Origin of the sequence: Brevundimonas denitrificans (assembly GCF_030160755.1) — a bacterium.
GTDB classification, from domain to species: domain Bacteria; phylum Pseudomonadota; class Alphaproteobacteria; order Caulobacterales; family Caulobacteraceae; genus Brevundimonas; species Brevundimonas denitrificans.
Window position 1 is genome coordinate 1 of sequence record NZ_BSOY01000013.1, and the last position, 13,657, is coordinate 13,657.

Below are 13,657 nucleotides of genomic sequence, written 5' to 3' on the forward strand. Positions count from 1 at the left end.
CGACCGCCGCCGGCCACGGCGACCTTCACGCCGTGCGTCGCGAGCAGGTTCTCGATGGCCGACCGCGCCGCCTCGACCCGGTCCGGAGCGGCCTCGACCGTGACACCGTGCGGCGTGGCGACCGCGCGCCAGTCGTGTTCCGGGCCGAGGGCGGCGCTGACGGCGGTCTCCACCTCGCGCGGACAGATCACGGCGCCCGGCCAGCGCCAAAGGTCCTCCAGCCGGCCCTCCACCGGATGAACGGCGGTCAGCGGCGAGCCGCAGGAGCAGGGCGCCGGCAGCGGCTGCAGCAGGTCGGGCAGGCGGACCCGGATCATCGGCTGGGTGGTGCGGCGCAGGTCGGTGATGATCGGCAGGAAGCGGTTGGTCCCGGGCACGGGTTCGCGCTCGATGATCAGCACATCCTCGTTCAGGTGCAGGGTCCCGAGACGGCAGGCGGCGCCGAGGAAGCCCTCGGTGGCCTGATAGATGGGGTCGGGCCGGGCGCCGAGCGCCGCGCCGATCCAGCCCCGCTCGGCCTCGCCCATCGGTTCGGCGCCGTAGAACAGGCGACGCAGCGGCCAGGGTCGGTCCGTGCGTCGGGCGAGGTCCGCCAGAACCTGCGGCGGGGCGATCAGGACGTCGGGGGCGAAGGCCCGCAGCCGCTCGAGCCGTTCGGCGGCCGTACCGTCGAGGCCGACGAACAGGAAGCGGAACGGACCCGCCTCTCCGATATCGCCGTACAGCCGGTTGTCGGCGCGCAGACACAGGGCGATCCGTGTGGGGCGCAACAGGGCGTCGGCGGGAAGCAGGCGGGCGAGGATATGGCCGATCCAGCCGCCGCGTTCCGCCGCACTGGTCACGAACAGGCCGCGTCGTCCCGAGGAGCCGGTAGAGAAGCCCGCCACGATCCCGGGCTGGACTTCACCGGATTCGCCGGACTCCGCCGCCAGGGCGGCGGCTTCGGTCTCGGGCCGGGTCAGGCCGAGGGTGTTCCAGGCGTCGAAGCGCTCGCGCAGGGCATCAGGAGACATGACCGGAAAGTCGGCCAGCGGCCGGCCAGCGAGGGCGCTGATCGCCGGGGTGCGGGCGATGACGGGGGCCATGGTGCGCCAGAGCTGCGCCTGTCGCCGCGCGACATCGGCGGGCGAGCGCAGGCTCCAAGCGCTCCAGCGGGCCGCGAGCCAGGCCCGCAGGACCGCGCGCCGGTCAGTCCGCACGGCGCGTCTCGACCTCAACCTCGCCGCAGTGGGAGGGGGTGACGATCACCTCGGGATTGCGCGCCCACAGCCGGTGCAGGGCGTTGAGGGTTTCCCGATAGGGGCCGGTCTGGCCGAGCAGGGCGGTGGTCAGGCGCGGCGGCGGGACGTCGTCGCGCACGGCGCCGCTGGACCAGGCCGCATCGGCGATCAGGAAGCGGGTGCGGTCGTCGCTCTGCCGCACGAGAAGGCCCCAGTGGCCGGGGCAGTGTCCGGGCAGCTGGACCGCCAGCAGGGAGCCGTCGCCCAGCAGGTCCGCCCCGGCTTCAAACGGGGCCATGTCGGGGCCGAGCGCGACCTGCGCCCGGTCCTCGAAGAAGACCGCACGGGCGTCGATGTCGGCAGGAGCGAGCGCCGCCAGCACCCCGCGGCGGACACGGGCGACGCGGCCCTTGCGCTGGACCTGAGCCAGCCCGGCGCGGGCGCAGAAGAGGCGGGCCTCCGGGAACCGTGTCAGTCCGGCGATGTGGTCGCCGTGGAAGTGGGAGACGACGACCGCGCGGATGTCGCCCGGCGTAAAGCCGAAGGCCGGAAGCTGGTCGGCGACGGCCTGTCCCGGCTCCAGCGTCACGGGCGTGGTCCAGCGGTAGAGACGTTCCGGAAACGGATCGGTGGCGGCGAAGAAGGCGGGGTCGTAGCCGGTGTCGAACAGCATCGGTCCCTCGTCCGGATGGACGATCAGGGCGGCCAGGGCGGGAAAGACCGCCGGCGCCAGACCGGCGTCGCGGCGGGTCATGACGGCGGGATGCGAACAGGATCCGGCGCGCAGGATATGGACGCGGCAGCGTTTCATGACGCCGCCAGCCGGGGCGCGACCGCCAGCGCCGTAGCGACCGCGTCATGGGCCGGTTCATAGCCGAGCAGACGGCGGGCCTTGCCCAGATCGAACGTCTGCGACCAGGCCAGGGTGGACAGGGTGTAGGGCGTCAGCACCGGCTCAGGCTGTCCCGGCAGGACGCGGCACAGGGCGTCGGCGCCGACCGACAGGACCTGTCCGAGGGCGAGGGGTATGGAGACGGTGCGGACCTCGATGTCGAGCGCCTGTCCCAGTCTGCTGATCAGATCGCGTACGGGCAGGGCCTGCCCCCCGGTGATGTTGATCGCCTGCCCGCCCGCCGCCTCGCGGTGAACGTCGCCCAGCCGGATCGCGCGCGCCGCGTCACGCACATCGGTCATCTCCACCAGCGCCCGCCCGTCGCGGAACACCGGGAACCGACCGCGCTTCACCAGCCGCAGGATGCGCGGCAGCAGGACGGCGTCGTCGGGGCCGATGATGGCGCGCGGGCGGATGGCGACGGTGCGGAAGCCGGGCGCGTCAGCGGCGAGCACGAGACGCTCGGCCTCGCCCTTGGTGCGGGAATAGGCGTTCAGGGGACGCTCCGGCCAGGGCGTGTCTTCCGTCAATCCGGTCTGGTCGGCCCAGCGGGCGTAGACCGAGGGGGAGGAGACGAAGACGAACGACCCCACGCCCGACCGACGCGCGGCGGCGAGCAGGTCGCGGGTCAGATCGACATTGGCGCGCTGGAAGTGGGCGTCGGGACCCCAGGGGCTGGACAGGGCTGCGGCGTGGAAGACGACGTCGATGTCCCCGCACAGGGTGTCGGGACCCAGGTCGAACAGGTCGCCCGCCACGGTCTCGGCCCCCATCGCGCCCAGCCGGGCGATGGCCGCCGGGCTGCGCCCGGCGGCGCGGACCGTGTAGCCCTCATCCAGCAAGGCCTGCGTCAGGGTCAGGCCGAGGCCCCCGGTCGCGCCGGTGACCAGCGCGCGGCGGCTCACGTCCGCAGCACCATGGCGGCCAGGCTGATCCCCGCCGCCGTGCCCAGAAGCAGGACGGTCTTGCCGGGACCCAGCCGTCCTGTCGCCTGCGCCTCGACCAGCACCGTGGGCAGGGAGGCCGCGATCTGATTGCCGCGCGTGGCGAAGATGTCGATCACCCGGTCCGGGTCGCCCCCCATGAGCCGGCGGGCGTGTTCGATCGCGGGCCGGCTGGCCTGGTGGCCGACGATGACATCGACGCTCTCGCGGGTCAGGCCCGCCTCGCCCAGAACCCGAGCGATCAGGGCGGGCAGGGTTCTCGAAGCGGCCTTGAAGATGCCGAACGGATCCATCCGGAAGCGGGCGCCGTCGGAAAAGGCCTCCAGTCCGTCGTCCAGGCGAACGCGGGTTCCGCCGGAGCGCACCGAGGCGAGGTCCTTGCCCGAACCATAGGTTTCGAAGCGGCGGGCCAGCAGGCCCGGGCCGTGGGGATCGTCGCCGGCCTCGACGCACACGGCCGCCGCGCCGTCGCCGAAGATGGCGGCGGAGGCTGGGGTTTCCCAGTCCAGTCCGCATGACGGTATGTCGCTGGAGACGATCAGGGCGCGGCGGAACCGGCCTGTGGCGAAGCCCATGGCGGCGACGTCGAGCGCGGTCACGAACGACAGGCACGTCTGGTTGACGTCAAAGGCCCAGACGCCGGACTGGCCGAGACCCAGCGCCTCCTGAATCAGCACCGAGGCGCCGGGGATGGGCTGTTCCATCACCCCGCAGGCGCCGATCAGGACGTCGATGTCGCCCGCCTCCCAGCGTGCCATCGCCAGGGCGCGCCTTGCGGCCTCGGCCCCCATCATCGAGGTGGTTTCGTCCGGGGCCGCGACGCCGCGGGACGCAATGCCGAACTGGGTCTCGGTCCAGCCCGAGGGCTGGCCGAAGACGGCGTCCAGCGCCTGCGACGACCGGTGTTCACGCGGGGAATACGCCCCAAGGCCAGCCAGGATCATGGGCGTCATGGCGTCAGGTTAGCCTTGCCGTCGGGCGTCGTCCATGCGCCCGCGGGCTCAGTCCTGGTGCTCGATCACATGCCGTCCGCGCACCATGCGGACATAGGGCAGGGGCCGGTTCGGATGCGCGAGGCGCTCGCCCACCTCCCCCAGCACGAAGCGGGTGATGGCAGGCAGGTCCAGCGATCTCGTGTCGGCCAGCGGCAGCCAGGCGATCTCGTCGAGTTCGCCTGAGCCGGCGGTCGGCTCCGGGTGCAGCAGGGCGCGGGCGTCGGCCATGAAGAAGCGGGCGTCGAACCGGCGGGTCCGTCCCGGCGGCGTGATGGCGCGGGCGACATAGGACAGGGCGGCCAGATCGGGCAGGGCCCCGACAGCCCGGAATTCGCGCCACGAACCGGCGACCGAGGCCGCGGGCGCGGGCGCGGCGAGCAGCAGCCCGGTCTCCTCGAAGGTCTCGCGCACGGCGGCGAGGGCAAGGGCGCGGGCGCGGCGGGCGGGAACCTCGCGCATCAGGCGGGCTGTGTCCGGCGCGGGCAGATCGTTGGCGGCGGCGGCGCTGAAGTCCGAGCGATCGATCCGTCCTCCGGGGAAGACCCATTTGGCGGCCATGAAGACGTGGCCGGGGGCACGACGACCCATCAGCACCTGGGCCTCGCCGCCGCGGACGCGGGTCAGGATCAGGGTGGCCGCGTCCTTCGGGGTCTGACGGCCGCCGACGCGGGGCGCGTCGGTCAGGTTGCGGGCGGAGTCGAAAGGCGTGATCATGGCCCGGCCATAGCATGCTCGCCGGCTCGCGGACGACCCGGCCGGGAGATCAGTCGTCGAAGCGAATTCCGGTCAAGATCAACACGGACAGGTCCTGTGTCGGGGTGTAGTTGCGCCGCCTGATCTCGAACCGGGTCGGGCCGATCTTGCGCACGCCCTCGCCGCAGAAGCTGACCAGGTTGCGCGAGGAGCCCTTGTCCACGACCAGGCGGAATTCCCCGATCGGCTCGGCCCAGTTGGCGCCGGTGGTAAGGATGTAGTCGACCCAGGTCTCGGTAAGATACAGGCCGCGCGCGCGCATCCTGCGCGCGCCGGCCCGGAAGGCGTCGTCCGTGCAATACCGGGTCGCTGCCTGACTGGCGTATTCGCCGGCCTCCATGGCCGGGTCGCCGAACACGCTCCCGGCCGAACCGCCAACGGCCGGCGTGTACTGGTGACGCACATCGAGTTCGCGCCCGGCGGGGAAGACCTGGGTCCAGTAGTGGGTGGTCTTCAGCGTCCAGAGGGGGACAAGGTCAAGCTGGCGGACGCCGGCGTCGGTCCAGGACCGGTCCTCGATCAGCCCCATCTCGATCAGCATTTCGATCTGGGGTCGGGGCAGGGCGGCCAGCGCCTGCATCGTCGCCTCGCCCCGGGGCGTGAACGGGACGGCGAGGCCGCGAAGCAGTCCGGAGTGGTCGACCCCGTTGAAAATCGCCTTCTGCTCGACATTGGTCGCCACGCGGCGGCCGTTCACCGTCGTGGTGAAGGGCATCTGCAGGGGATCCTCAAGCGGCACCGCCTCGTCGCCACCCTGCAGGTCGGGCATGGGGAAGGCGACGATCGTCGAGATGTCGCGCTGTGTGCGATTGTAGAAGCGGTAGCGGACGCGGATCTCGGCGGCCGAGACATAGAGATCCTCGGACCGCATCTCGATGCCGTCGGTGCGTTGCAGAACGAGGCCGCCGGCGCCCATGGAGGCGACGCTGTCATTGGCCGCCGCCGGCGCGGCGAGCAGGATGGCGGCCAGCACGGCGGCGACGCCCCGGTTCAATCTGATCATCTCGTCCTCCCGCGACGAGACTAGCCGATCGGATGCGGCGAAGTCGTGACGATTTCCGCCGTCAGCGCCGCTTGCCCTTGCGGACGCCCTTCAGCCCGCCGGACGGCTTGGGGCCGCCGGGCCGGCCCGCGCCGCGCTTGGGGAAGCCGCCGCCGCCGGGGCCGCGGGCGCGCTGGCCCAGCCGGGGCGCGGGGGCGTTGGGATCGCGCGGGGCCGGGTCGGACAACATCTCAAAGACCAGACCGCCGGTGATCGGCGTGGCCTCCTTCAGCCGGACCTCGACCGTCCGGCCGAGGGTCCAGCGGGCGCCGCTGCGTTCGCCGACGAGGGCGTGGGACTTGTCGTCGTGGGTGAAATATTCGGTCCCGAGGGTGGAGACGGGGACCAGGCCGTCAGCGCCGGTCTCATCCAGGCGCACGAACAGGCCGAAGCGGGTCACGCCGGTGATGCGGCCGGGGAAGGTCGCCCCGACCCGCTCCTGCAGGAAGGCGGCCATGTAGCGGTCCATGGCGGCGCGTTCGGCCGCCATGGAGCGACGCTCGGTCATGGTCACCTGTTCGGCGATGGCGGGCAGTTCACTGATCTCGCGCTCGCTCAGCCCGTCCTTGCCCAGGCCCAGCGCCCGGATCAGGCCGCGGTGGACGATCAGGTCGGAATAGCGCCGGATCGGCGAGGTGAAGTGGGCGTAGCGGTCGAGGTTGAGGCCGAAATGGCCGACGTTCTCGGCCGAATAGATGGCCTGCATCTGGCTGCGCAGGACGACCTCGTTGACGACCTCGGCGTGGTCGCCGCCGCGAGTCTCGTCCAGCAGTTTGTTGAATCGTTTGGTGGTCGCCGGCTCGCCCTTGGTCCAGGGCTTGCCGATGGTCTGGAGGAAGTCGCCGAGGTTGAACAGCTTCTCCTGACTCGGCGCGTCGTGGACGCGGTACAGCAGGGGCGTCTTCTTCTGCTCCAGGGTCTCGGCGGCGCAGACATTGGCCTGGATCATCATCTCCTCGATCAGCCGGTGGGCCTCGAGGCTGACGCGGGGCTCGATCGAGATGATCTGGCCCTGGTCGTTCATGCGGATGCGGCGTTCGGGGCTTTCGATGGCCAGGGGGCTGCGCTTCAGCCGGCCCTTGAGCATGGTCCGGTAGGCGGCCCAAAGAGGTTCGAGGATGGCGGCCATGATCGGGCCGGTCGCATCGTCGGTCTGGCCGTCGATCGCCGCCTGGGCCTGCTCGTAGCTGAGCTTGGCCTGGGACCGCATCAGGCCGCGCATGAATTTGTGGCCCGTCTTCCGGCCGTCCTTGTCGAAGACCATGCGCACGGCCATGCAGGCGCGGTTCTCGCCTTCCTTGAGGCTGCACAGGCCGTTGGACAGCCGCTCGGGCAGCATCGGCTCGACGCGGTCGGGGAAGTAGGTGGAGTTGCCCTTGTCGCGGGCCTCACGGTCGAGGTTCGTATTGGGGCGGACGTAGGCAGCGACGTCGGCGATGGCGACCCAGACGATCCAGCCGTCGGCGTTCTTCGGGTCCTCGTCGCGCATCGCATAGACGGCGTCGTCGTGGTCGCGGGCGTCGGCGGGATCGATGGTGATCAGCGGCAGGTCGCGAAGGTCCTCGCGGCCCTTCAGCGAAGGCAGCTCCTGGTCCTCGGCCTCCTTCTCGACGGCCTCGGAGAAGCCCATCGGCACATTGTGGGCGGCGATGGCGATCAGGGAGGCGGCGCGGGCGTCGCCCTCGTGGCCGATCTTTTCCAGAATCTTGCCGCGCTTGGGGCCGTAGCGCTGGTCGCCCTTTTCGATGGCCGCGAGAACGAGGTCGCCGTCGCGCAGGCCCTCGGCCTGGGCGTGGGGGACCAGGAGCACGTCCTTGGAGCGCCGATCGACGGGCTCGACCCGGACCTCCTTGTGGGACTTGCGGATGACGCCCAGCACCTTGTTGGCGCCGGCGTCGAGGGTCTTGATCAGCCGGGCTTCCCAGCCGTCCTCGGTCCGCGTGAACTTGACGAGGACGCGGTCGCCCATGCCGGGGGCGGGGCCGGGCTTGTCGTTGTCGGGGACCAGCAGGGCGCGGGGGGCGTCGGTCGAGGCCTCGACCAGACGGACGTAGAGTTCGCCGTCCATGTCGCGCTCGACCACGTCGGCGACGCCGACGGCGGGCAGGGCGCCGACCTCGGAGAAGCCCTTGCGGCCGCGTTTGCCCAGCTTGCCGGCCTCTTCAAGGGCGCGGATCATTTCGCGCAGGGCGCGGCGTTCGCCGCCCTTGAGGCCGAAGTGGCGGGCGATGTCGGTTTTCTCGGCCGATCCGGCTTCGCGGAGGAAGGCGATCAGCGTGTTTTCGTCGGGGAGTCCGGCGACGGGCCGGCGGGGTGATTTGCTCATGGGATTTCCTGGGTATCGGAGACCGGCTGCATCAGGGTGATGTCAAGGGCGACGGCTGCGCGCGCCAGTTGCCGGTCGAGGGTGAAAAGGGAGGCGCCGAGCCGACGCGCGACGGCGGCGTGGATGGCGTCAGGCGCTCTCAGGCCGAGATCGAACATGCGAACGATCTGGCCCGCGGAGCGGATGTCGTCGGGAAGCATCTCGACGGGTCGGGTGAGATCGTCGCACCAGCGGTCGAAGGACCGCAGACGGATCTGTCCGGACTCAGCGGTGTCTTCGCCTCGCCGAACACGAAGGGAAACGGCCGATGACACCTCCGTGGCGGCCAGATCGCTCACGAGCAGGGCCGTGTCCTCGCGGCGCGCGAGCGTTTCGATGACCTGAACGCTCGACGGTTCCTCGAGAAGGATGGAGACCAGAATGCTGGCGTCGAGATAGGCGTTCACCAGGGCTTGTCGTCGTACATTTCGCGGAGCAACTCCACCGAGGTCTGGGTCGCCGGGGGCAGGGATTCGCGCATCTTGCGAAGACGCTCGAAGGCGGCCCGGCGTTCCGCCTCGGTCGGCAGGGGCCGTTCGGGGGCGATGGGCCTTATCTCGGCCACCGGCTTGCCATGACGCGTGATCACGACCCGTTCCCCTTCTTCCACACGGTCGAGAAGGTGGGTGAAGTTGTTCTTGGCTTCCGCAACCCCGTAGTTGGCCATGGTCCGATCTCCATTCTGGCCATAAATATAGCCATAAATCTTCGACTTCGCCAGCCGGGTTGTTCGGCGGGCGCCCCGCGCCTAGCTTCCAGCGCGAACGTACCCCCGGAGTTTCTGCATGTCCCTTTCCGCCGCCCCCGTCCTGTCCGGTCCGACCGGCTCCCTGCTGGACCTGATCGGCAAGACGCCGATGGTGGAGGTGACGAAGATCGATACCGGCCCGTGCCGCCTGTTCCTGAAGCTGGAGGCGCAGAATCCGGGCGGATCGATCAAGGACCGCATCGCCCTGTCGATGATCGCAGCGGCCGAGGCGGAGGGGTTTCTGAAGCCCGGCGGGACCATCGTCGAGGCGACGGCCGGCAATACGGGTCTGGCGCTGACCCTGGTGGGGCAGGCCAAGGGCTATAAGGTGCTTCTGGTCATCCCCGACAAGATGTCCAAGGAAAAAATCCAGCATCTCAGGGCGATGGGCGCCGATGTTCGCCTGACGCGTTCGGACGTGCCGCATGGGCATCCGGAATATTACACCGACATGGCCGAGCGGCTGGCGCAGCAGATCCCGGGCGGCTTCTACGTCAACCAGTTCGCCAACGACGCCAACTCCCTCGCCCACTTCAAGACGACGGGGCCGGAGATCTGGGAACAGATGGACGGCGACATCGACGCCTTCGTCGCCGGCATCGGCTCGGGCGGCACCATCACCGGCATCGCCCGCTATCTGAAGAGCGTCGGTTCGGACGCGAAGATCATCCTCGCCGATCCCGTGGGGTCCACGCTGGCCGGAATCGTCAACGACGGCGTGCCGGGACCGGAGGGCAGCTACACCGTCGAAGGCATCGGCCAGAATTTCGTGCCCGACACCGCGGACATGAGCCTGATCGACAAGGCCTATTCCATCCCCGACGCCGAGGCGATCGCCACCGTCCGGGAGCTGCTGCTGAAGGAGGGCGTGCTGGCCGGCTCGTCGTCGGGAACGCTGATCGCCAGCGCCCTGCGCTGGTGCCGCGAGCAGACGGAGCCGAAGCGGGTCGTGACCTTCGTCTGCGACACCGGCGCCAAATATCTGTCCAAGGTCTATAACGACGCCTGGCTGGCCGATCAGGGGCTGGGCGGCCAGCCGCTGCATGGGGATCTGTCGGACCTGATCAGCCGCAAATACGAGAACGGCGACGTGGTTGTCGCCGGGCCGGAAGACACCCTGGATACGGCGTTCAAGCGCATGCGCGGCGCCGACGTCTCGCAATTGCCGATCATCCAGGACGGCCGGCTGGTCGGGATTCTGGACGAGAGCGATCTGGTCCATGTCATGAATACGGACGAGATCACCCGGCGGGAGCGGTTCGCCCGACCGGTGGCCTCGGCCATGACCCGCGACCTCGATACCGTCCAGGTGGGCGAGAGCCTGGACGCCCTGATCCCCCTGTTCGACCGCGACCGTGTGGCGATCGTGCTGGATGGCGAGCAATTTGTGGGCCTGATTACGCGGACGGACCTCATCAACCACCTGAGTCTGAACCGGTAAGGCGACCTGGCCTGAACCCGCCGGCGGATTGTGGCTAACCTGCGGTGGAAATGAGGCGATCGGACTGGACGGCGGCCCAATTGTGGTCCTGACTGGGCCCCGTCCCGTTCATTCGCTGCTGGGCCTGATCCAATGACACGCCTTTCGAACCTCGCTCTCGCCGCCGCCTTTGCCGCCGCCTCGCTGTTCTGCGCCGGGCAAGTCTCCGCGCAGGCGGCCGCCCCGGCGGGTTGTTCCGACGATGTGCCGCAGCGGGCCACGCGCGGGAACACGGAGTTCATCAGCAATTCCCAGAGGGTCCGCGGCCTGATCTACAAGCCGACCGGTCCCGCCAACGGCGCGGCGGTGGTCCTGCTGCACAGCTCCGAAGGCCTGTCCGTCGACGCCCATTCGTTTGATCCGCACGCCATCCAGCTGGCGGCGCGCGGCTATCACGTCCTGGTGCCGAACTATTTCGAGGCCCGGGCGCGCCAGGTTCCCTGGAACGGCCGTGATATCCGCCTGTGGGAAGAGGCGGGCCATGACGCCGTCGCCTATATGGGCACGCTGGAGGGCGTCGATCCGGCCCGCGTCGGCATCTGGGGCTTCTCGCTGGGCGGCTTCGTCGCCACGGACGGGTCGGCCCATCCCGACTCGACCGCTCGCGTGGCTATCGGCGTCGCCACCGGCAAGGACATCTTCGAGCCCAGCCGGACCCGCCGGGAGGTGCCGATGTTGCTGATCGAGGGTTATTCGACCTTCCCGATCATCTCGTCCGCCACGATGCGCGATCTGGCCGCTGACCTTCGCCGCCGCGGGGCGACCGTCGAAGTCCAGATGCTGGCGTCCCGCGACCCCTCGATGACCGGCGCTGTCTGGTGCGAGGTGTTCCAGCACACGCGGCGTTTCCTCGACGCCAACCTCCTGCCGGCCGCCGCCGCTCCCGCCGGGTAACGCGCCGGTGCGCCTTATTGCGCTGATTGGCCTGCTGGCGGCGACCATGGGTGGACCCATCGCCCAGGCCCAGACGGCGCCGGATCAGCCGCAGGTCGGACGTCCCGGCTGCACCGACGATGTGGCGGTCAGGGCGTCGCGGACACTCGTCTCGTTCGAAAGCCGGGGTCGCCCGGTACAGGCGCACCTCTATACGCCCGGCGGCGAGCCGAACGGTTCGGGGGTGGTCCTGCTGCACGGCGCGCGGGGGCTGTCCGCCGACGCAGCGACTTTTGATCCGCACGCCATCCAGCTGGCGTCGCGCGGTTATCACGTGCTCGTTCCGAACTACTATGACGCGGAGCCGGGCCGGGCGCGTCGAACCGGCCGGGATATGCGCCTCTGGCGAGGGGTGGCGGCGGACGGGGCGTCCTTCCTGGGCGGGCGCCCGGGCATGGACCCCGAACGGGTGGCGCTGTGGGGATATTCGCTGGGCGGCTTCCTGGCCGGGGAGACCGCGATGGAGTCGGACGTCGCGGCGGCGGCGGTTTCAGTGGCCGGCGGGCTGGACGTCGGCGAAGCCGGCCGCGGCGGGCGATCGGTCCCCCTGCTGCTGATACACGCCCGCCGGGATCCCGTGATCTCGCCGATGTCTACACGCCGATGGGGCGACGGCCTGCAGCGCCGGGGCGGCCGGGTTGAGGTTCAGGCGCTGGACTGGGATGGACATGGCTTTGACCGCCCGACCTGGTGTGCGATTTTCGGGCGGACGCGGGCGTTTCTGGACCGCGCGCTGAGCGAGCGAGACGCCTGAAGTCATGACAGGAACCATCTTCCTCCGTCCGGCGGGCATGGCGCTGATCGGCCTGATCGCGATTCTGGCGGGAGCGCCCCCGGCTCTGGCCCAGGTCCAGGTCGGGATTCCCGGCTGTGCGGACGATGTCGCGGTCCAGGCGTCACGAACCCTGGTCACATTCGAAAGCCGCGGTCGTCCGATCCGGGCCTATCTCTATGCGCCGCGGGGTGAACCGAACGGCGCGGGTCTGGTGATGCTGCACGGCGGGACCGGCTTCGAGATGAACTCCATCCTGTTCGACGCCCATGCCATCCAGCTGGCGTCGCGCGGCTACTGGGTGATTCTTCCCGCCTATTTCGACGCCGATACGCCCGATCAGCGCCGACGGCTGGTGAACGGGCGAGCCTGGCGCCAGGCGGCGCTGGACGCGGCGGTTCAACTGGCGGGCAAGCCGGGCGTGTCGCCGGGTCGGGTGGCGCTGTGGGGATATTCCCGCGGCGCCGGCGTCGCCCTGAACGCCGCCTCGGCGCCCGGGAGCCCCATCCACTCGGCGGTGCTGGTGGCCGGGGGCGGGGAGGTCGACGGGACCCTGGCCGGCCGGGACCTGTCATTCCTGCTGATGCACGCCCGTCGGGACGAGGCCGTTCCGGTCCGCGCCACGCTGGAACTCGCGGCGGACCTGCGCGAAGCCGGGGCCGCCGTCGACGTCCAGGGTCTCGATTTCGACGGACACCAGTATGATCTGCCCACCTGGTGCGCGGTCATGGGTCGAACCCGCACCTTCCTCGAAAGCCGCCCGGAGCCGGAACATGCGCCGTCGTAGCGTTCTGGCCGCGGCGGCCGGTCTGGCGGGCGGCGGCTGGGCTCCGCAAGACGAGACCCCCGCCTGGGAGGGTCTGACCTTCCTGAGCCACCGCAAGCCGATCCGCGCCATCCACTACCGGCCGGTCGGCGAGGGCCGGCGCTCGGCCATCGTCATGATGCACGGCTCGGGCGCCCGCATCGCCAGCCGGGGGCCGTGGCATGAGCTGGCGATGCGCTTCGCCGGCGACGGCTATGAGGTGCTGACGCCCCTGTTCACCGATGCCTGGCCCGACGACGGCATCCGGCCGCCTCCGATGATGGAGGCCTGGCGCGACGTCGGCGAACACGCCATAGACTGGTTCATCGGCCGCGGCGTCGACCGGCGCCGGACCGCGATGTTCGGCTATTCGCTCGGCTCCTATGTCGCGGTCGACGGCGCCCTGGGCAACAGCCGGGCGGCGGCGGCGATCGGACTGGCCGGGGGCGTGGACGTCTACACGCCGCGGCCGCCGCGCAGGCGCATCCCCGTATTGATCATCCGGGCCGAGAACGACACCCATGTCCTGCCCCGCAACACGGCGACCTGGGTCGACTTCCTGCGGGAACACGATATCCCGGTCCGGGTTGAAGTGATCGCCGGCGCAGGGCACCTGTTCCGTCCGCCGGAATGGGCCGAGATCTTCACCCGCGCTTCGGCCTTCTATGGCGGCAATATCGGCCGCATCTCACAGTAACTGGATCATTC

The 13,657-nt window shown here is 70.2% G+C and carries 14 protein-coding genes; 5 read left to right on the forward strand and 9 right to left on the reverse strand.

Features of this window, described 5'->3' with window-relative positions; genetic code table 11:
* The 9 genes from QQJ79_RS04655 to QQJ79_RS04695 all read right to left on the reverse strand — a co-directional run.
* Positions 1-1,199 (reverse strand): hypothetical protein (locus QQJ79_RS04655; RefSeq protein ID WP_284221618.1); only part of this gene is annotated, 1,199 nt, incomplete at its 3' end.
* Positions 1,189-2,031: an MBL fold metallo-hydrolase gene (locus QQJ79_RS04660; protein WP_284221620.1), complete on the reverse strand. Its 843-nt coding sequence runs from the start codon at positions 2,029-2,031 to the stop codon at positions 1,189-1,191. The genes QQJ79_RS04660 and QQJ79_RS04655, both read right to left, overlap by 11 nt.
* Positions 2,028-3,017 carry an NAD-dependent epimerase/dehydratase family protein gene (locus QQJ79_RS04665; RefSeq protein WP_284221622.1) on the reverse strand — a complete coding sequence of 330 codons (990 nt, stop codon included), beginning with the start codon at positions 3,015-3,017 and terminating at the stop codon, positions 2,028-2,030. Before QQJ79_RS04665 ends, QQJ79_RS04660 begins: the two co-directional genes overlap by 4 nt.
* Positions 3,014-4,009, reverse strand: coding sequence for a 3-oxoacyl-[acyl-carrier-protein] synthase III C-terminal domain-containing protein (locus QQJ79_RS04670; protein WP_284221623.1), 996 nt, complete (start codon positions 4,007-4,009; stop codon positions 3,014-3,016). The genes QQJ79_RS04665 and QQJ79_RS04670 overlap by 4 nt, the downstream gene beginning before the upstream one ends.
* A gap of 48 nt (positions 4,010-4,057) precedes the next feature.
* Positions 4,058-4,765 carry an NUDIX hydrolase gene (locus tag QQJ79_RS04675; protein ID WP_284221625.1) on the reverse strand — a complete coding sequence of 236 codons (708 nt, stop codon included), beginning with the start codon at positions 4,763-4,765 and terminating at the stop codon, positions 4,058-4,060.
* Between the two features lie 49 nt (positions 4,766-4,814).
* Entirely contained in the window at positions 4,815-5,807 is a 993-nt protein-coding gene (locus QQJ79_RS04680; RefSeq protein ID WP_284221627.1) for a DUF4424 family protein, read from the reverse strand.
* Positions 5,808-5,868: 61 nt separating this feature from the next.
* Positions 5,869-8,172: a ribonuclease R gene (gene rnr / locus QQJ79_RS04685; RefSeq protein WP_284221629.1), complete on the reverse strand. Its 2,304-nt coding sequence runs from the start codon at positions 8,170-8,172 to the stop codon at positions 5,869-5,871.
* Positions 8,169-8,618 (reverse strand): type II toxin-antitoxin system VapC family toxin, encoded by a 450-nt coding sequence (locus QQJ79_RS04690; RefSeq protein WP_284221631.1) that lies wholly within the window; start codon positions 8,616-8,618, stop codon positions 8,169-8,171. Before QQJ79_RS04690 ends, rnr begins: the two co-directional genes overlap by 4 nt.
* Entirely contained in the window at positions 8,615-8,878 is a 264-nt protein-coding gene (locus tag QQJ79_RS04695) for a type II toxin-antitoxin system Phd/YefM family antitoxin (protein WP_284221632.1), read from the reverse strand. Before QQJ79_RS04695 ends, QQJ79_RS04690 begins: the two co-directional genes overlap by 4 nt.
* A 118-nt stretch (positions 8,879-8,996) precedes the next feature.
* Here QQJ79_RS04695 and QQJ79_RS04700 point away from each other — a divergent pair, with 118 nt between their 5' ends.
* The 5 genes from QQJ79_RS04700 to QQJ79_RS04720 all read left to right on the forward strand — a co-directional run bounded on the left by QQJ79_RS04700 (position 8,997) and on the right by QQJ79_RS04720 (position 13,646).
* Entirely contained in the window at positions 8,997-10,400 is a 1,404-nt protein-coding gene (locus QQJ79_RS04700; protein ID WP_284221634.1) for a pyridoxal-phosphate dependent enzyme, read from the forward strand.
* Positions 10,401-10,532: 132 nt separating this feature from the next.
* Complete coding sequence (locus tag QQJ79_RS04705; protein ID WP_284221636.1) at positions 10,533-11,333, forward strand: alpha/beta hydrolase family protein; 801 nt, start codon at positions 10,533-10,535, stop codon at positions 11,331-11,333.
* Between the two features lie 7 nt (positions 11,334-11,340).
* Positions 11,341-12,126 carry a dienelactone hydrolase family protein gene (locus QQJ79_RS04710; protein WP_284221638.1) on the forward strand — a complete coding sequence of 262 codons (786 nt, stop codon included), beginning with the start codon at positions 11,341-11,343 and terminating at the stop codon, positions 12,124-12,126.
* A 4-nt stretch (positions 12,127-12,130) separates the two neighbouring features.
* Positions 12,131-12,931, forward strand: coding sequence for a dienelactone hydrolase family protein (locus tag QQJ79_RS04715; RefSeq protein WP_284221640.1), 801 nt, complete (start codon positions 12,131-12,133; stop codon positions 12,929-12,931).
* The gene (locus QQJ79_RS04720) at positions 12,918-13,646 is read left to right on the forward strand and encodes a dienelactone hydrolase family protein (RefSeq protein ID WP_284221644.1); all 729 of its coding nucleotides are present in this window, start codon (positions 12,918-12,920) and stop codon (positions 13,644-13,646) included. The genes QQJ79_RS04715 and QQJ79_RS04720 overlap by 14 nt, the downstream gene beginning before the upstream one ends.
* The last annotated feature ends 11 nt before the right edge of the window (positions 13,647-13,657 follow it).

Coding starts and splice junctions, on each gene's coding strand:
- QQJ79_RS04705 (WP_284221636.1), top strand. CDS start 10,533: ATGACACGCCTTTCGAACCTCGCTCTCGCCGCCGCCTTTGCCGCCGCC.
- QQJ79_RS04660 (WP_284221620.1), bottom strand. CDS start 2,031: ATGAAACGCTGCCGCGTCCATATCCTGCGCGCCGGATCCTGTTCGCAT.
- QQJ79_RS04700 (WP_284221634.1), top strand. CDS start 8,997: ATGTCCCTTTCCGCCGCCCCCGTCCTGTCCGGTCCGACCGGCTCCCTG.
- QQJ79_RS04695 (WP_284221632.1), bottom strand. CDS start 8,878: ATGGCCAACTACGGGGTTGCGGAAGCCAAGAACAACTTCACCCACCTT.
- QQJ79_RS04715 (WP_284221640.1), top strand. CDS start 12,131: ATGACAGGAACCATCTTCCTCCGTCCGGCGGGCATGGCGCTGATCGGC.
- QQJ79_RS04675 (WP_284221625.1), bottom strand. CDS start 4,765: ATGATCACGCCTTTCGACTCCGCCCGCAACCTGACCGACGCGCCCCGC.
- QQJ79_RS04680 (WP_284221627.1), bottom strand. CDS start 5,807: ATGATCAGATTGAACCGGGGCGTCGCCGCCGTGCTGGCCGCCATCCTG.
- QQJ79_RS04670 (WP_284221623.1), bottom strand. CDS start 4,009: ATGACGCCCATGATCCTGGCTGGCCTTGGGGCGTATTCCCCGCGTGAA.
- QQJ79_RS04720 (WP_284221644.1), top strand. CDS start 12,918: ATGCGCCGTCGTAGCGTTCTGGCCGCGGCGGCCGGTCTGGCGGGCGGC.
- rnr (WP_284221629.1), bottom strand. CDS start 8,172: ATGAGCAAATCACCCCGCCGGCCCGTCGCCGGACTCCCCGACGAAAAC.